We start from the raw sequence: 16,766 nt of genomic DNA on the forward strand, positions 1-16,766 counted from the left end.
TCGGGCGGCGGTGTCAGTCCATCGGGCGCTTGGGGCGCCAGACGACCAGGGCGCTGCCCGGCTGCGGCGGCTGGTACGGGACCAGGTCGCGGCGGTACGAGGCGTGCACCTGGGCCTCGCGGGCCTGGAGCGCGGCGGCAGCGCCGTCCACGGCCGTCGCCAGTTCGGCCACGCGCTGTTGGAGGGCGGCGACCTGGTTCTCCAGTTCGATGATCCGCTTGATGCCGGCCAGGTTGATGCCCTCGTCCTGGGACAGCGCCTGCACCGTGCGGAGCAACTCGATGTCCCTGGCCGAATATCGACGTCCGCGGCCGGCCGTCCGGTCCGGGGAGACCAGACCGAGACGGTCGTACTGACGCAGGGTCTGCGGATGCAGTCCCGAGAGCTGGGCGGCCACCGAAATCACATAGACCGGGGTCTCATCAGTGAGCTGATAAGCCCCGCCCAACCGGGACTGTCTGCGGCGGCCGTCCATGTCATGCTCCCTTCGCGGACTCGAACAACGCGGCGCGCGGGTCCTGCGACTCCGTCGCGTCGCGGAACATCTCCAGGGCTTCACGGGCCTTGTCGGACAGCTCCGAGGGCACCTCGACCTCCACCGTTACGAGCAGGTCGCCGCGGGTGCCGTCCTTGCGGACCGCACCCTTGCCGCGGGCCCGCATCGTACGCCCGTTCGGGGTACCCGGGGGAAGCTTCAGGGTCACCGGGGGGCCGCCCAGCGTCGGGACCTTGATGTCGGCGCCCAGGGCGGCCTCGGCGAACGTCACCGGGACCGTCACCGTGAGGTTGTCGTCCCGCCGGCCGAACACCGGGTGCCCGTCGACGTGGACGACGACGTACAGGTCGCCGCCCGGGCCGCCGCGCTCGCCCGGGGCCCCCTTGCCGCGCAGTCGGATCCGCTGGCCGTCGGAGACGCCCGCCGGGATCCGGACCTGCATGGTCCGGGAACTGCGGGCCCGTCCGCTGCCCTTGCAGATGTCACAGGGGGTCTCGGCGATCAGACCGCGCCCCTTGCAGTCGGCGCAGGGGTCGGTCAGGGAGAAACCGCCACCGCTGCCGCGCGAGACCTGGCCGGTGCCGACGCAGGTCGGGCACACCCGGGGGGTGCCGTTCTTGTCGCCGGTGCCGGAGCAGGCCTTGCAGGGCGACTGCGAGGACATCCGGAGCGGGACCGTCGCGCCGTCCACGGCCTCCGTGAACGACAGCGTGACCTCGGACTCGATGTCCTGGCCGCGGCGCGGCTGGGTACGGGGTCCCGTACCCGGGCCGGCGGCGCCACCGCGGTTGAACAGGCCGCCGAAGACGTCGCCCAGTCCGCCGCCGAAGCCGCCGGCCGCGCCGCCACCGCCCTGCGGCTGGCCGCCGAAGAGGTCGCCGAGGTCGAAGTTGAACGAACCGCCGCCCCCGCCCGGACCGGGGCGGAAGCCCCCGTTGCCGAACAGGGCGCGGGCCTCGTCGTACTCCTTGCGCTTCTTGGCGTCACCGAGGATGTCGTTCGCCTCGGAGATCTCCTTGAAGCGCTCCTCGGCCGAGGCGTCGCCCTTGTTGGCGTCCGGGTGGAACTCGCGGGCGAGCTTCCGGTACGCCTTCTTGATCTCGGCCTCGGTCGCGTCCTTCGGGACACCGAGGACCTTGTAGTAGTCCTTCTCGACGAAGTCCTTCGTGCTCATCCCCGGTGGCCCTCCTCTCGTGCGGCTACATGGTGGACGTCAGCCCTTGTCGGGGGCATCCGCGTCCTTGTCAGACGGCGTGTCGCCGTCCGCGGACTCGGACTTGGCGGCCGGGGCCGCCCCGGGCTGGGGCTCGGCCACCGCGACCCGCGCGGGGCGGATCGTGCGCTCGCCGATCCGGTAACCCGGCTGCAGGATCGCCACGCAGGTGTCCTCGGTGACATCCGGCGCGTACGAGTGCATCAGGGCCTCGTGGATCGTCGGGTCGAAGGGCTCGCCCTCCTTGCCGAACTGCTGCAGCCCCATCTTGGCGGCGGCGGTCTCCAGCGACTCGGCCACCGACTTAAAGCCGCCGACCAGTTCGCCATGCTCCCGTGCCCGGCCGATGTCGTCCAGGGTCGGGAGGAGTTCCGTCAGGAGGGACGCGACCGCGATCTCCTTGACGGCGATCCGGTCCCGCTCCACCCGACGGCGGTAGTTCTGGTACTCGGCCTGGAGCCGCTGGAGGTCCGCGGTGCGCTCACCGAGCGCGGTGCGGGCCTGGTCCAACTGCGCCAGGACGGCCGTTTCCCGGCCGACGGCCTGAGTGTCCGAGTCCCCGGCCGGGGCCGCCTTCTCCTCCGGGGAGGAGTCGGCGGCCTTCGGCTCGGCGGCGGCGTCGTCCGCGTCGGCGCCGGTGGGGACTTCAGGCTTCTCGTCGAAACCCGGGGTCTCCTCCGACATCAGGCAGCGCCACCCTTCGGCTTCTCGTCGTCCACGATCTCGGCGTCGACGACGTCGTCGTCGGCCTTGGCCTGGTCGGCGTCACCGGTCGGCGCGCCACCGGCCTGGCCGGCCTGCGCGTCGGCGTAGATGGCCTGGCCGAGCTTCTGGCTGACCGCGGCGAGCTTCTCGGTCGCGGTGCGGATCTCCGCGGCGTCCTCGCCCTTGAGCTTTTCCTTCAGCTCGGTGACGGAGGCCTCGACCTCGGCCTTGACGTCGGCCGGGACCTTGTCCTCGTTGTCCTTGACGAACTTCTCCGTCTGGTAGACGAGCTGCTCGCCCTGGTTGCGGGACTCGGCCGCCTCCTTGCGACGCAGGTCCTCGTCCGCGTACTGCTCCGCCTCCTGGCGCATGCGGTCGACCTCGTCCTTGCCGAGCGAGGAGCCGCCGGTGACGGTCATCTTCTGCTCCTTGCCCGTGCCAAGGTCCTTGGCCGTGACGTGCATGATGCCGTTCGCGTCGATGTCGAAGGAGACCTCGATCTGCGGGACGCCACGCGGGGCCGGCGGCAGGCCGGTCAGCTCGAACATGCCGAGCTTCTTGTTGTACGCCGCGATCTCGCGCTCGCCCTGGTAGACCTGGATCTGCACGGACGGCTGGTTGTCCTCGGCCGTCGTGAAGATCTCGGACCGCTTGGTCGGGATCGTGGTGTTGCGCTCGATGAGCTTGGTCATGATGCCGCCCTTGGTTTCGATACCGAGGGACAGCGGGGTCACGTCGAGGAGCAGGACGTCCTTGACCTCACCCTTGAGCACGCCCGCCTGGAGGGTCGCGCCGATGGCGACGACCTCGTCCGGGTTGACGCCCTTGTTGGCGTCCTGACCGCCGGTGAGCTCCTTGACGAGCTCGGCGACGGCCGGCATGCGGGTGGAGCCACCGACCAGGACCACGTGGTCGATCTCGGACAGGTTGATGCCCGCGTCCTTGATGACATTGTGGAACGGGGTCTTGCAGCGGTCCAGCAGGTCCGCGGTGAGCTGCTGGAACTGCGAGCGCGTGAGCTTCTCGTCCAGGTGCAGCGGGCCCTCGGCGGACGCCGTGATGTACGGCAGGTTGATCGTGGTCTCCGTGGAGGAGGACAGCTCGATCTTCGCCTTCTCGGCGGCCTCGCGCAGACGCTGGAGCGCCATCTTGTCCTTGGCCAGGTCGACGCCGTGGCCGTTCTGGAACTGCTTCACCAGGTAGTCGACGACGCGCTGGTCCCAGTCGTCGCCACCGAGGTGGTTGTCACCGTTGGTGGCCTTGACCTCGACGACGCCGTCGCCGATCTCGAGGAGCGACACGTCGAAGGTGCCGCCACCGAGGTCGAAGACGAGAATGGTCTGGTCGTCCTTGTCGAGACCGTAGGCCAGGGCGGCGGCCGTCGGCTCGTTGACGATGCGCAGGACGTTCAGACCCGCGATCTCGCCGGCTTCCTTCGTCGCCTGACGCTCGGAGTCGTTGAAGTAGGCCGGGACGGTGATGACCGCGTCCGTGACCTTCTCACCCAGGTACGCCTCGGCGTCGCGCTTCAGCTTCTGCAGGATGAAGGCGCTCATCTGCTGCGGGTTGAAGTCCTTGCCATCCAGGTTGATCTTCCAGTCAGTGCCCATGTGGCGCTTGACGGAACGGATGGTCCGGTCCACGTTCGTGACCGCCTGGCGCTTGGCCACCTCTCCGACGAGGACCTCGCCGTTCTTGGCGAAGGCGACGACGGACGGCGTGGTCCTGGCGCCCTCGGCGTTGGTGATGACGGTGGGCTCGCCGCCTTCCAGAACGCTGACGACGGAGTTAGTGGTGCCCAGGTCGATGCCGACCGCACGTGCCATTTCGATTCCTCCAGCTGACTTGAGTGGAACAGACTCAACCATGCACCATCGTCCGCGCCGACGTCAACAGAGCTGAGTCGAGGGCGCTCAACTTTTATCCCGCTCTTACGCTCACTAGGGCCGCGACACGCCGCCGACACCCGCCCCGTCCGCCACACAGCCGAGCGGGCGACCCTCCGGCCGCCACCCCGCGCGGCATCCGGGGGCCGCCGAACGTGTGGGGCACCGTGCCCCCATGCGCCCGCAACCACCCTCGCCGCGCCCACCCCGGACGTCCCGCCTGCCCATCCTGACGAAGCCGAACCCGGACGCCCCGCCGAAGCCCCGCAGGCCCGCCCTCCCCCGCCCCGACCTGTCGGCCAAGCGGGTGCTCGACCTCGTCGGCGCGGTGATCCTGCTCGCGGTGTCCGCCCTGCCGCTGCTCGCCGCCGCGGGACTGCTGTACGCGGGCCGGCGCGGGATCCTCGTACGGGAACCCGCGCTCGGGCGGGGCGGGCGGGAGTTCCGGACCTGGCGGCTGCGAACGCGGGACACCGGCCGCCCGGGTGCGGCGGTGGAGCGGTGCGGTCTGGACGCACTGCCGCAGTTGCTGAACGTGCTGCGGGGTGAGATGTCGCTGGTCGGACCGCGCCCCGAGGCGGGCACCGATCGACCCGAGCGGCTCTTCGTACGCCCCGGAATGACCGGATTGTGGCAAGTGAGCGCGCGCTCCGACCTCCCCTGGGAGGAGATGGCCCTGTTGGACCGGCACTATGTGGAGAGCCATTGGCTGGGGATGGATCTCGCGATCCTCGCGCAGACGCCTCGGGCAGCCCGCCTACAGAGGCATGCCTGAGCGACACAGATCACCGCCCGCTCACCTACATTGCGGCGCGGGAACTGGGTAACCTCAAGCCTTGACTCAATAAGTTACCGCTTAGTAAGTCCCGCCCGAGGAGCCCTCCCATGCAACTCGCCGCGATCATCGTGTCGCTGGTCCTGACCGTGGTCGGCGTCGCGCTGCTCGCCCGAGCCGTGGCGCAGATCTACCGGTTCGTGAAACTCGGCCAACCCGTGCCGGCGGGCAGCCGCACGGACAACCCGAAAGCACGAACGATCACCCTGGTCAGGGAGTTCCTCGGCCACAGCCGCATGAACCGCTGGGGCATCGTCGGATTCGCCCACTGGTTCGTCGCCATCGGCTTCCTGACGCTGCCTCCGACCCTGGCGCAGGCCTACGGCCAGCTCTTCCAGGCCGACTGGACGCTGCCGATCATCGGCGGCTTCCTGCCGTTCGAGCTGTACATCGAGTTCATCGGCGTGATGACGATCCTCGGCATCCTCGTGCTGATGGCCATCCGCCTGATCAACCTTCCCTCGCGGGCCGGTCGCAAGTCGCGCTTCACCGGCTCGAAGGCCTGGCAGGCGTACTTCGTCGAGTACATCATCCTGACCATCGGCCTCGCGATCCTGACGCTGCGCGGCCTCGAGGGCGCGATCCACCACGTCGACCACTACGAGCCGGCGTACTTCCTGTCGTACCCGCTGGTGCTGGCCTTCAAGGGCCTCTCGGTCGACACCCTCCAGACGCTGATCTACTTCACCGCGATGATCAAGATCGGCACCTCGCTGATCTGGATGATCGTCGTCTCGCTCAACACCAACATGGGCGTGGCCTGGCACCGCTTCCTCGGCTTCCCGAACATCTGGTTCAAGCGCAACGCCGACGGCGCGGTCGCGCTCGGCGAGCTGAAGCCGATGACGAGCGGCGGCAAGGAGATCGACTTCGAGGACCCGGGCGAGGACGACGTCTTCGGCGTCTCCCAGGTCGAGCAGTTCTCCTGGAAGGGCATCCTCGACTTCTCCACCTGCACCGAGTGCGGTCGCTGCCAGTCGCAGTGCCCCGCCTGGAACACCGGCAAGCCGCTGTCCCCGAAGCTCCTGATCATGTCGCTGCGCGACCACGCGCACGCCAAGGCCCCGTACCTGCTCGCCGGTGGCGGCAAGGACATGGAGGGCAACGAGAAGGCGACGGCGGAGCAGCTCAAGGACGTTCCGGCGGCCGCCCTCGCGGAGGCCGAGCGCCCCCTGATCGGCACCGCCGAGGAGAACGGCGTCATCGACCCGGACGTGCTGTGGTCCTGCACCACGTGCGGCGCGTGCGTCGAGCAGTGCCCGGTCGACATCGAGCACATCGACCACATCGTCGACATGCGGCGCTACCAGGTGATGATCGAGAGCGCGTTCCCGTCGGAGGCGGGCACGATGCTCAAGAACCTGGAGAAGAAGGGCAACCCCTGGGGCCTCGCGAAGAAGCAGCGCGTCGAGTGGACCAAGGAGGTGGACTTCGAGGTCCCGATCATCGGCAAGGACGCGGAGGACCTCTCCGAGTACGACTACCTCTACTGGGTCGGCTGCGCCGGCGCCCTGGAGGACCGCGCGAAGAAGACCACGAAGGCCTTCGCGGAGCTGCTGAACATGGCGGGCGTCAAGTTCGCGATCATGGGCGGCGACGAGAAGTGCACCGGTGACTCCCCGCGCCGCCTGGGCAACGAGCCGCTGTTCCAGCAGCTCGCCCAGGAGAACGTGGCCATGCTCAACATGGCCTTCGGCGAGGACGACGAGGACGAGTCCACCAGGAAGCCGAAGTCGGCGAAGCGGATCGTCTCCACCTGCCCGCACTGCTTCAACACCATCGCGAACGAGTACCCGCAGCTGGGCGGCGAGTACGAGGTCATCCACCACACGCAGCTGCTCCAGCACCTGCTCGACGAGGGCCGGCTGACGCCGGTCACGCCGGTGGACGGCCTCATCACCTACCACGACCCCTGCTACCTGGGCCGGCACAACAAGGTCTACACGCCGCCGCGCGAGATCATGTCGGCCGTTCCGGGGCTGCGGCAGCAGGAGATGCACCGCCACAAGGAGCGGGGCTTCTGCTGTGGCGCCGGTGGCGCGCGGATGTGGATGGAGGAGCGGATCGGCAAGCGCATCAACAACGAGCGTGTCGACGAGGCCCTGTCCCTGAACCCGGACATCGTGTCGACGGCGTGCCCGTTCTGCCTGGTGATGCTGACCGACTCGGTCAACGGCAAGAAGAACGACGGCCAGGCGAAGGAATCCGTCCAGGTCGTCGACGTCGCGCAGCTGCTGCTGGAATCGGTGAAGGCACCGGGCCCGACGGCGGAGGAACTCGCCGCGGAGGCGCTCGCCGCGGAAGAGGCGGAAGCGGCCGCCGCGGCCGCCGCCGAAGCCGAGGCGGAGGCGAAGGCCGCCGCGAAGGCCGAGGCAGCCGCGAAGGCGGAGGCGGAGGCCAAGGCGAAGGCGGAAGCCGAGGCCGCCGAGGAAGCGGAGGCCGAGGCGAAGCCCGAGGCGTCCGCGCCTGAGGCCGACGCCAAGGCCGAGGCGTCCGAGCCGAAGGCCGAGGCGTCTGCGCCTGAGGCCGAGGCGAAGCCCGAGCAGGCCGAGGCGTCCGAGCCGAAGGCCGAGGCGAAGGCCGAGCCCAAGGCTGCGGCCGAGCCCGAGGCGTCCGCGCCTGAGGCCGAGGCGAAGCCCGAGGCGCCGGTGGCGTCCGCGCCTGAGGCCGAGGTCGAAGCCGACGCGAAGGGCGAGACGGAGGCCGATGCGAAGGCCGACGCGAAGCCCGCCGAGAAGGGCGACGCCGAGTCCGCGGCGGAAGAGGCGAAGCCCGAGGCTGCCAAGTAGGCGTAGGTACACCCACAGGAACGGCCGGCCCCCACTCGGGGGACCGGCCGTTCCGCTGTTTCCGGTCGGCGCCGGCGCTCACACCGCCCGGAGGGCGACACTCTCGACGACGACGGCGACGGCCTACTTGCCGGTCGCGACCGTGTACCGCTCGATCAGCCTGCCGCTGTCGAAGTCGTACACCCAGCTGTTGCCGCCGCTCCTGCCGTCGATGACAACGAACTTCACGTGCCGGCCGTCCCCGCCGTCCCGAACGAGCTTGTACATCCAGCCGTCGTTCAGCGCGTTCGGGTGTTCCAGGTCGATCGTGCCCAGTCGGTGCCCGTTCGGCGTGGACAGGTCCACGCGCTTGCCGTGCGCGCCGTACACCGCCTCCGCGACGTTCCCGTCCGGCATGACGATCCGCGCGGCGCTCTCCTGCACGGCCGCGGGCCTCGGCTTGGACTTGGACTTGGACTGGGGCTGCGGCTGCGGCTGCGGCTGCGGCTGCGGCGCGTCCTCGACCCACGAGCTCACGGTGCCGTTCGGGTAGAGGGTGAGGTGCAGACCGTTGTACTGCCCGTACGCGGGCCGTCCGTCCCCGCCCGCCAGCGTGCCCAGCTTCGTGGACCCGGCGAAGACGTCCGCCTCGACGTGGGCAACGCCGACCTCGTAGATCCTGGCCACCGACCCGTCCGCCAGCCTGGCGGTGGTGACGTACCCGCGGGCCGGCTTCGTGGACGGCGCGGTGGAAGGGGCGATCGGCCGGTCCACGGCCGACTGCTCCACACCGGGCAGCACCCGCGGTTCCGGGGCCGCCGGCGAGTCCGCGAAGGCGGCCCCCACCGGGAGCGCCAGGACGGCGGTCGCGCCGGCGAGGACGGCGGTGGTACGGAAGGCGGTACGGCGGCTGGTGGGGCGGGTGCTGCGCATGGGGGGACTCTTTCCGTGCTCGTTCCACGTTCGTGAGGCGTGGTGCGTGAGGCGTGGTGCGTGAGGCGTGACGGCGACCTTCACGAAGCTACGGGTCCCATATCTCCGCATTCAGTAGAGAACGTAACGAACCTCCGCAGACTGCCCCTCAGCCACGTAAACCCCACCAACCTCAGGGGTGGGGAGAACCCCCCGGGGTTCCCCTAGGGGATGTCACAGGTCAGCCGCAAAGGCCCCCTGTTCCGGCCGCCCGACCACCATCACCCGCCGGAGCAGGTACTTTCGATCACGTGGCTGGATTCAGGATCGGACGCGGCCGGGACAACAACCGCACCCCGCAACAACGCCCGCAAGCCCCGCGGCAGCAGCCGTACGGTCAGCAGCAACCGCCGCAGGCACCGTACGGCCGACAGCCCTACCCGCCTGCCGGCGGGCCGCCACCGCAGCAGCAGTGGCCGCAGCAGGGCGCGCACGGGGACCACGGCGAGCCCGAGTACTTCGACCCGTACGGACAACAGCAGCAGCCGCACCACGGGCAGCAGCAGCCTCCGCACGAGTCCTCGTACGCGAACAACCCGGGCTTCACCCAGGCGTTCTCCATCGGCGAGGACCCGTACAACCAGGGCGCGACCTACCACGCGGGCGCGGCGGCCCCGGCCGGTCCGCGGCTGCCCTGGAAGGAGCTGCTGCGCGGCATCGTGATGCGGCCGGGACCGACGTTCCTGCAGATGCGCGACTACCCCGTATGGGGGCCGGCGCTGATCGTGACCTTCATCTACGGACTCCTCGCGGTCTTCGGCCTCGACGACACCCGTGAGGACGTCATCAAGGCCACCCTGGCCAACGCCGTCCCGATCGTCCTCAGCGCCGCCGTGGCGTTCGTGCTCTGCGGCATGATCCTGGGCGCGGTCACGCACACGCTGGCCCGCCAACTCGGTGGCGACGGCGCGTGGCAGCCGACGGTCGGCCTGTCGATGCTGGTCATGTCCGTCACCGACGCCCCGCGCCTGCTGTTCGCGATCTTCCTCGGCGGCGACAACATCGTCGTCCAGGTCCTGGGCTGGGTCACCTGGCTGGCAGCCGGCGCACTGTTCACCTCGCTGGTGAGCAAGTCGCACGACCTGCCGTGGCCCAAGGCCCTGGGCGCCTCCGCGATCCAGCTGATCGCGCTGCTGTCCATCATCAAACTGGGCACGATCTGACAGCCGCACCCGATACGGACGTACGAAGGGGCCCGGCGCGCACCCCGCGCGCCGGGCCCCTTCGTACGCGGTCGGCGCCCGTTCGTACGCGGTCGGCGCCCGCGGAGGGCGCTCGCGGTCAGGGGGCGCTCTCCCCGTAGAAGCCGAAGGCCCGCGCCAGCCCGGCCCTCACGGCGCCGCGCCGGATAAGGACGGCACGGTCGACCGCGCCGAAGAGCGCCGCGAGCGTGATGTCGGTCCCGAGGGCCAGGCCCGTGACGCTGATCGTCAACCGCCGCCCCTTGCCCATGCCGGACTGCCGGACGCGGACGGTGGCACCGGGGTCCTCGGAGTCCCGCTCCCTGGTCAGCTCGTACTCCTTGCGGCCGACCGCGGTCAGCCGGTACGAGTCCCCCATGCACCTCAGGCGCAGCGAGCGGCCCCGGTGCGTCAACGCCCACCGGTTCCGCGTCATGTACACCGTGGCGTCGGCGACGGTCAGTCGCGCGCCGTTCAGGCTCGGCCGGGTCATGACCTGCGTGTGGAGCCCGCTCGCCGAGAACCGCGCGGAGGGGACGCGACCGCCGCGCACCTCGCTCGTGAGGGTGTCGGCGAAAGCCGCCTTCGGGTGGAGCACCGTGATCTCGCCGAACTCCGTCGAGGTGCCGTGCCATCCCGTGCGGCGCTCGTACCCCTCCCCCTCCTTCCAGACCCGCAGCGTGAAGGGCGCGGTGGTGGCGTGCATGACTCTCCCGGGGGCTGTCGGAGGAGAAGGACGGGAGGACGGACGGGGTGGACGGACGGGGCGGACGGACCTCGGGACGACACGACGACACGACGACATCACGGCACGACGGCATCACGACACCCGACATGACGACGGGGCCGGGCGCTGTACGCCCGGCCCCGCGATCACACGTACGCGCCCCCTCACGACGCAAGGTGTCAGGCGTCGAGGACCTGACCCTCGCGCTTGACCACGGGCGGCTCGACCGACCACGGGAAGTTGATCCACTCGTCGGTCTTCTTCCACACGTACTCGCACTTCACGAGCGAGTGCGACTTCTCGTAGATGACGGCGGAGCGCACCTCGGCGACATGGCCGAGGCAGAAGTCGTGGACGAGCTTGAGCGTCTTCCCGGTGTCGGCCACGTCATCGGCGATGAGGACCTTCTTGTTCGTGAAGTCGATCGCCTCGGGCACCGGCGCCAGCATGACCGGCATCTCCAGAGTGGTCCCCACGCCCGTGTAGAACTCCACGTTGACGAGGTGGATGTTCTTGCAGTCGAGCGCGTAGGCCAGACCGCCGGCCACGAACACGCCGCCGCGGGCGATGCTCAGGATGATGTCCGGCTCGTAGCCGTCGTCGGCGATGGTCTGCGCCAGCTCGCGCACGGCGCGACCGAAACCCTCGTAGTTCAGGTTCTCGCGTACGTCGCTCATGCCTCGTGCCTCACCTGGGTGCGGTGGAAGTTCTGGAAGGAACGCGAGGCAGTCGGTCCGCGCTGCCCCTGGTAACGGGATCCGTACCGCTCGCTCCCGTACGGGAACTCCGCGGGGCAGCTGAGCCGGAACAGACACAGCTGCCCGATCTTCATGCCCGGCCACAGCTTGATCGGCAGCGTCGCGAGGTTCGACAGCTCCAGGGTCACGTGACCGGAGAACCCCGGGTCAATGAACCCGGCCGTCGAATGCGTCACCAGACCGAGGCGCCCCAGACTGGACTTCCCCTCCAGCCGGGAGGCGATGTCGTCGGGCAGCGAGATGACCTCGTACGTGGAGGCGAGCACGAACTCGCCCGGGTGGAGGATGAACGCCTCGTCCCCGTCCGGCTCGACCATGCGGGTCAGATCCGGCTGCTCGGTGGCGGGGTCGATGTGCGCGTACCGGTGGTTCTCGAAGACCCGGAAGAACCGGTCGAGACGTACATCGATGCTGGAGGGCTGCACCATCGACTCGTCGAACGGGTCAATGCGAACCCGTCCGCTGTCGATCTCGGCCCGGATGTCTTTGTCAGAGAGAAGCACGCCCCGAGGATACGCAGTGCGCACGGGCCACCCCCAATCGAGAGCGGCCCCCCGCGCGCCTGCCGACGCCCCGCGACCTCCGCGACTAACGCTTTGCGCCGCCGACGGGCACCGCATGCCTCAGCCGCGCGCACCGCGGGCACCGCAGCAGCCGCCCGGGTCCGATCCGTCCGGCACCGAGGTGCTGCAGCGGAAACGAAGCGGTGCTGAATACATGCCCTTCGGCACAACGGACGACGGTGTGCTCCATCGAGTCCCTTTCCCCAACCAGCCGTACTGCGACGAATCGCCACATTAAGGGATGACCGGGACCCACTCCAGCCGCCGCTCCGAAGCCCTACGGTACGCCCCAACTCCCCCTCGTACGCGCCTTGCTGTACCCCACACACAACGACGACCCCGCGGCAGATTCGCCGGGGGTCGATCATGGGGTAGAGTGTGCAACGATACGGCTCCGGACAAATGGACCACCGTGCGGATGTAGTTTAATGGTAGAACATGAGCTTCCCAAGCTTATAGCGCGGGTTCGATTCCCGTCATCCGCTCCATGACAAGGCCCCAGGTCAACGACCTGGGGCTTTTGTGTTGCCCGATTCGGTTCCTGGCGCCCGCACCACCTGTGCACCACATGGCCCGCTCCGTGGGCCGCAGTTGTGCAGGAGAGGACGCGGGGGAGCGCATGGCGGCGCAGGGTTCCTCGCGGTACGTCAGGCCGGGCCAGGTGCCCTCTCGGATGTTTCGGGAGTCGTGAAGATCCGGTCCAGGTTGTGATGGAGTACCGCGATCGCCGACTCCGGACTTCGCTGGCCCACCAGGATGCTGGTTCCCATGGCCGCCGCCATCGCGAGCAGGCTGATCGCCTCCGTGCGCGCGTCGGCGGCCGGGTCGGCCAGGTTTGCCTTCTGTGCGTGTTCGAGAAGTCCGGTCAGGGCGTGCTCCGCGGCGTCCGGGTTGTCGATGAAGGGCTGGGCGGCCAGCGCCCCGTCGGTCACGGACAGGATCGCGTAGGAGCTGTAGAGGAGGTGGAAGGTGCGGCTCTCCTCGTCGGTCGGCAGTGAGGCCAACAGCAGTGCCTCGATGGTCGCGCGCGGGCCGGGGTCCGGACCGGCGGCGGCCAGGCGGGCGCCCACCCGCGCGGTGAAGCGGTCGGTCAGGTGCCGGAGGCCGTAGAAGAGCAGCTTCTCCTTGGTCTCGAAGTAGTACTGGACGAGGCGCAGTGACACTCCCGCCTCGGCCGCCACCTCGCGCATGCCGACGGCGTGCAGTCCGCGCCGCCCCGCGACCTGGATGAGCGCCTCTGCGATCTGGGCGCGCCGCTGCTCGTGATCCACACGCTTGGGCATGTTCCTGTGTCTCCGCCTGTCGATGGTGGGTTTCGCGCTCCGCTGCCCGAACCCTTTCATGGTACCGATGTACCACATTGGTGATACGGTCGTACCACGAAGAACGGATCTTTCCAGGAGGTGCCGCCGTGCCCGAGAACACCGCCCGCGTACGCCGCGATGTCGGCCGCTATGTCAATGACGCCTTGCGCGACCGCTACTTCGCCGCTGATGACGTGCTCCGCGCGATGGGGGCACCGGCCCGCTCCGAGACGGACGTCGAGACGAGCTTCGGCACCACCCACGTCTACCGGTACGGGCCCTCGGACCCCGCCGCCGCATCCCGTACGCCGATCGTCCTGATCCACGGCGCGGCCTACAGCTCGGCCATGTGGTACCCCAACACCCCCGGGCTCAGCCTCGACCGCCCCGTCTACGCCCTCGACACCCCGGGCGACGCGAACCGCAGCATCCACCGCGAACCGATGTGGCAGCCCGAGCGCGCCGCGCAGTGGATGGACGAGGCCCTCGACGCGCTCGGCCTCGACCGGGTCCACCTCGTCGGCTCCTCCTACGGCGGCTGGCTCGTCCTCAACCAGGCCCACCGGCGGCCCGGACGGCTCGCCTCGGTCACCGCCCTCGACCCCGGCGGGCTGGAGAAGGTCGGCCTGCGCTTCTTCGTCTGGATCTTCGTGAGCCTGTTCGCCACCTTCGCCCCGAAGGCGCTGCGCCCCCGGCTCGCCAAGTGGCTGGACCAGCCGGTCCTCGCCATCCCCGAGATGCGCAAGTGGATCCAACTGGGCGCCCGCGCCTACCGGATCCGCCGGCCCGCCCCCCTGCCGCTGGCCGAGGAGGCGCTGCGGTCCATCCGGATCCCGCTCTACGTCATCCTGGGCAAGCACAGCCTGCTCGTGCACCCGAAGCGCCAGCTGGAACGCGTACCGCGCCTCGTTCCCGGAGCCCGCGCCGAGATCATCGCGGCGACCGGGCACGGCCCGCAGATCGACCACCCGGACGTGGTCAACGCCCGGATGCTGTCCTTCATGGAGGACGTCGACTCCCTTGACCCTGCCGCGGTCGACACATAGGGGTACGGCAGGGAGAAACGGCACCGGCGGCGCCCACTCCGTGCCAGAACGTGCCAGTAGTAGGGGCGGTGAACAGCGGTCAACACCGGGCTCGCAGAAGGACCCGGGACAGGTCCACTGTCGAACATTCCGGCAGGTCAAAGGGCCCTGGAGCACCGGGACCTTGTTGAACTGCCCAGTGGCGAAGGCTTCCTGTGGAGTACGGGGCAGCAGAGCGCCGCCGTAGACGGGCCCGTACTCGGGGCCCGTACCGAAGCCGTTCACCAGTCGGCCGACGGGGGCGGTGCGCCAGACATCCCCGGGGCGCTCCGCCTGCAAGGCCTTGACCGTGGCCCCGCCCGGACTCCGGCCGTTCGAGCCGGCGGCCCTGACCTCGGTGGCACCGCGGCTGCCGGGGCGGGCCCGGCTCGCCGGCGGGAGGTTCCGCCGTGGTGTCGGGGCAGGCCCGGGGGGCGCCCGTGTACACGCCGGCCGGGCTGCGCGGGCGCGGGTATGCGGGGGCCTTGGCCTTCGCGGTCACCGAGGATGTCCGGGCGGCCGGCGCCGGGCAGGTCATCCTGTTCACCGATGCGGGCAATCCCACCGGCAACGCGCTGTACCAGCGGCTGGGTTGCCGCCCGCGGTCCGGCTTCACGACCGGTGAACTGGAGGGATGACGTCGTCTCAGGACCGTACCGGGGCAGGGGCTTCGGCCTCCTCGTGCGCCTGAGCGGCGGCGCCGGGGCCGTTGCGTATGCGGGCGGCGGGCGGTGGGGTGGGGGTCAGCGGTGGGTGGTCGCGGGCTGTGGGGGGTGGGTCTGCGGTGTCGGGGCCGTCGGGCCCGCGAGTTTCAGCAGTGGGCCGGTCATCAGGGTCGTGACCAGGGCGACGAGGGTGAGTGTCGCGAGCAGCGGGCCGTCGATGATGCCCGCCTCGTGGCCGATCTGGAGGACGACCAGTTCGGTCAGTCCGCGGGTGTTCAGCAGCACGCCCAGAGCGAACGACTCCCGCCAGGGCAGGCCCGCGTACCGCGCGGCCAGCCCCGCGCCGCCGATCTTTCCGAGGACGGCCACGGCCAGCAGGGCCGGCAGGACCAGCCCGCCGCCCGAGGAGAGGTCCAGGGCCGACAGGTCCACTCCGAACCCGAAGCCCAGGAAGAAGAAGGGCAGCAGCACGGTCTTGGACGTGGTGGCCGGCGGCTCCGCGGCGGCGACGGCGAACGGGTTGCCGGCCGGCCACACCAGACCCACCAGGAACGCGCCGATGAGCTGGTGCACCCCGAGGGCGGCGGTCAGTGCCGCGGAGACGGTGATCGCGGTGACGAGCACGACCCGGAGGGTGGCGGGGTCGGTGGTCTCGCCCTTGCGCGCGAACCACCCGGCCGCAGCCCGGCGCACCGGGCCCAGGTAGACGGCGACGACGACCACCGCGATCAAGGCGCGCACGGCCGCGTCCCGGTGGTCGGAGCCCCGGGACAGCGCGAGGATCGCCGAAAGCGCCAGCCAGCTGCCGCCGTCGCCGACGGCCGCGGCGAACAGGCTCAGCCGGCCGGGCCGGGTGCGGGAGAGGCCCAGGTCCTCCAGCATGCGGGCCAGCACCGGGAACGCCGTGATGCTGATCGCGCATCCGATGAACAGGACGAAGACGGACTGCGGCAGGCCCGCGGGCGTGTAGCGGTCCGCGAGCGGCAGGGCGGCCAGGGCGCCGCCGGCGAACGGGACCAACAGGGAGGCCTGGCTGATCAGCAGGCCCTGACGGGCGGTGCCCCGCACCCGCATCGAGCAGAGCTCCTGCCCGGTGAAGAACATGAACACCGCCAGGCCGATCTGCGCGAGCCCGGAGAACATGGGCAGCACTGCCTCCGGGAACAGCCAGTCCGCCGCCTCGGGGGCGAGCGCGCCCAGGAGCGAGGGGCCGAGGGCGATGCCCGCGACCACCTCGCCCATGACGCGCGGCTGGCCCACCCGGACGGCGAGCGTGCCCGCGGCCCGCGACAGGGCGAGGACGACGGCCGCACCGAGGAAGAAGTGGCCGACGGAGTCGAGAGGAAACATGCGGTTCCGTTCTGCCGGACCCGACAGGTCCGGCCCTTCTCGGTACGGCGCTGCCGGGTACCGGCCGTGGCGGGGCCTTCAGTGGCGGGGCCTTCAGTGGCGGGGGCGGCGGCTGAGTGCCATGCCGGCGAACAGGAAGACCACGCCGAGGCCGCCGGCGATGACGGCCGCGGTGGTCTGGGCGGGTTGGTCGCTGGCGTGCAGGACGGCCGTCACGACGCCCATCACGCCGCTGATGTAGCAGAAGATGGTCAGGAAGATCTTGAGGCTCGGATTCAT

At 70.1% G+C, this 16,766-nt stretch carries 15 protein-coding genes, 1 tRNA gene and 1 pseudogene; 6 read left to right on the forward strand and 11 right to left on the reverse strand.

Annotated elements, in window-relative coordinates:
* Positions 1 to 13 precede the first annotated feature (13 nt).
* From ACQEVM_RS00575 to dnaK, 4 genes are read right to left on the reverse strand one after another with little or no spacing between them, the layout of a single operon-like run.
* Positions 14 to 475: a heat shock protein transcriptional repressor HspR gene (locus ACQEVM_RS00575; RefSeq protein ID WP_433073312.1), complete on the reverse strand. Its 462-nt coding sequence runs from the start codon at positions 473 to 475 to the stop codon at positions 14 to 16.
* Position 476: 1 nt separating this feature from the next.
* A complete protein-coding gene (gene dnaJ, locus ACQEVM_RS00580; protein WP_433073315.1) occupies positions 477 to 1,670 on the reverse strand; it encodes a molecular chaperone DnaJ in 1,194 nt (397 codons plus the stop codon).
* Positions 1,671 to 1,709: 39 nt separating this feature from the next.
* Complete coding sequence (gene grpE, locus ACQEVM_RS00585; protein ID WP_433073318.1) at positions 1,710 to 2,393, reverse strand: nucleotide exchange factor GrpE; 684 nt, start codon at positions 2,391 to 2,393, stop codon at positions 1,710 to 1,712.
* Positions 2,393 to 4,240: a molecular chaperone DnaK gene (gene dnaK / locus ACQEVM_RS00590; protein ID WP_433073321.1), complete on the reverse strand. Its 1,848-nt coding sequence runs from the start codon at positions 4,238 to 4,240 to the stop codon at positions 2,393 to 2,395. Before dnaK ends, grpE begins: the two co-directional genes overlap by 1 nt.
* Positions 4,241 to 4,475: 235 nt before the next feature.
* On the opposite strand from dnaK, the gene ACQEVM_RS00595 reads away from it, so the two are divergent.
* The gene (locus tag ACQEVM_RS00595) at positions 4,476 to 5,075 is read left to right on the forward strand and encodes a sugar transferase (protein WP_433073324.1); all 600 of its coding nucleotides are present in this window, start codon (positions 4,476 to 4,478) and stop codon (positions 5,073 to 5,075) included.
* 110 nt (positions 5,076 to 5,185) lie between these two features.
* Positions 5,186 to 7,408 (forward strand): annotated as a pseudogene (locus tag ACQEVM_RS00600) (heterodisulfide reductase-related iron-sulfur binding cluster); the annotation flags it as partial.
* A gap of 639 nt (positions 7,409 to 8,047) precedes the next feature.
* On the opposite strand, the gene ACQEVM_RS00605 reads toward ACQEVM_RS00600, so the two are convergent.
* Positions 8,048 to 8,836 carry a hypothetical protein gene (locus ACQEVM_RS00605; protein ID WP_433073327.1) on the reverse strand — a complete coding sequence of 263 codons (789 nt, stop codon included), beginning with the start codon at positions 8,834 to 8,836 and terminating at the stop codon, positions 8,048 to 8,050.
* A gap of 290 nt (positions 8,837 to 9,126) precedes the next feature.
* On the opposite strand from ACQEVM_RS00605, the gene ACQEVM_RS00610 reads away from it, so the two are divergent.
* Entirely contained in the window at positions 9,127 to 10,038 is a 912-nt protein-coding gene (locus ACQEVM_RS00610; RefSeq protein ID WP_433073330.1) for a Yip1 family protein, read from the forward strand.
* Between the two features lie 118 nt (positions 10,039 to 10,156).
* Here the strand turns inward: ACQEVM_RS00610 and ACQEVM_RS00615 are convergent, their stop codons facing one another.
* The 3 genes from ACQEVM_RS00615 to dcd all read right to left on the reverse strand — a co-directional run bounded on the left by ACQEVM_RS00615 (position 10,157) and on the right by dcd (position 12,044).
* A complete protein-coding gene (locus ACQEVM_RS00615) occupies positions 10,157 to 10,762 on the reverse strand; it encodes a hypothetical protein (protein ID WP_433073333.1) in 606 nt (201 codons plus the stop codon).
* A 200-nt stretch (positions 10,763 to 10,962) separates the two neighbouring features.
* A complete protein-coding gene (locus tag ACQEVM_RS00620) occupies positions 10,963 to 11,460 on the reverse strand; it encodes a phosphoribosyltransferase (RefSeq protein WP_053675422.1) in 498 nt (165 codons plus the stop codon).
* Positions 11,457 to 12,044 carry a dCTP deaminase gene (gene dcd, locus ACQEVM_RS00625; protein ID WP_433073336.1) on the reverse strand — a complete coding sequence of 196 codons (588 nt, stop codon included), beginning with the start codon at positions 12,042 to 12,044 and terminating at the stop codon, positions 11,457 to 11,459. Before dcd ends, ACQEVM_RS00620 begins: the two co-directional genes overlap by 4 nt.
* A gap of 474 nt (positions 12,045 to 12,518) precedes the next feature.
* Between dcd and ACQEVM_RS00630 the strand changes: the two genes are divergently transcribed.
* Positions 12,519 to 12,592: transfer RNA gene (locus ACQEVM_RS00630), tRNA-Gly, on the forward strand.
* Between the two features lie 159 nt (positions 12,593 to 12,751).
* On the opposite strand, the gene ACQEVM_RS00635 is transcribed toward ACQEVM_RS00630, so the two are convergent.
* Entirely contained in the window at positions 12,752 to 13,387 is a 636-nt protein-coding gene (locus ACQEVM_RS00635; protein WP_433073340.1) for a TetR/AcrR family transcriptional regulator, read from the reverse strand.
* A gap of 128 nt (positions 13,388 to 13,515) precedes the next feature.
* Between ACQEVM_RS00635 and ACQEVM_RS00640 the strand changes: the two genes are divergently transcribed.
* Both ACQEVM_RS00640 and ACQEVM_RS00645 read left to right on the forward strand, forming a co-directional pair.
* Positions 13,516 to 14,454: an alpha/beta fold hydrolase gene (locus ACQEVM_RS00640; protein ID WP_433073344.1), complete on the forward strand. Its 939-nt coding sequence runs from the start codon at positions 13,516 to 13,518 to the stop codon at positions 14,452 to 14,454.
* A 458-nt stretch (positions 14,455 to 14,912) separates the two neighbouring features.
* The gene (locus tag ACQEVM_RS00645) at positions 14,913 to 15,110 is read left to right on the forward strand and encodes a GNAT family N-acetyltransferase (protein WP_433073347.1); all 198 of its coding nucleotides are present in this window, start codon (positions 14,913 to 14,915) and stop codon (positions 15,108 to 15,110) included.
* Between the two features lie 105 nt (positions 15,111 to 15,215).
* On the opposite strand, the gene ACQEVM_RS00650 is transcribed toward ACQEVM_RS00645, so the two are convergent.
* Together ACQEVM_RS00650 and ACQEVM_RS00655 are read right to left on the reverse strand one after the other, a co-directional pair.
* Positions 15,216 to 16,487 carry a cation:proton antiporter domain-containing protein gene (locus ACQEVM_RS00650; protein ID WP_433073350.1) on the reverse strand — a complete coding sequence of 424 codons (1,272 nt, stop codon included), beginning with the start codon at positions 16,485 to 16,487 and terminating at the stop codon, positions 15,216 to 15,218.
* A gap of 93 nt (positions 16,488 to 16,580) precedes the next feature.
* Positions 16,581 to 16,766 (reverse strand): hypothetical protein, encoded by a 186-nt coding sequence (locus ACQEVM_RS00655; protein ID WP_433073353.1) that lies wholly within the window; start codon positions 16,764 to 16,766, stop codon positions 16,581 to 16,583.

This window comes from Streptomyces sp. CA-243310 (assembly GCF_050936775.1).
Classification (GTDB): Bacteria; Actinomycetota; Actinomycetes; order Streptomycetales; family Streptomycetaceae; genus Streptomyces.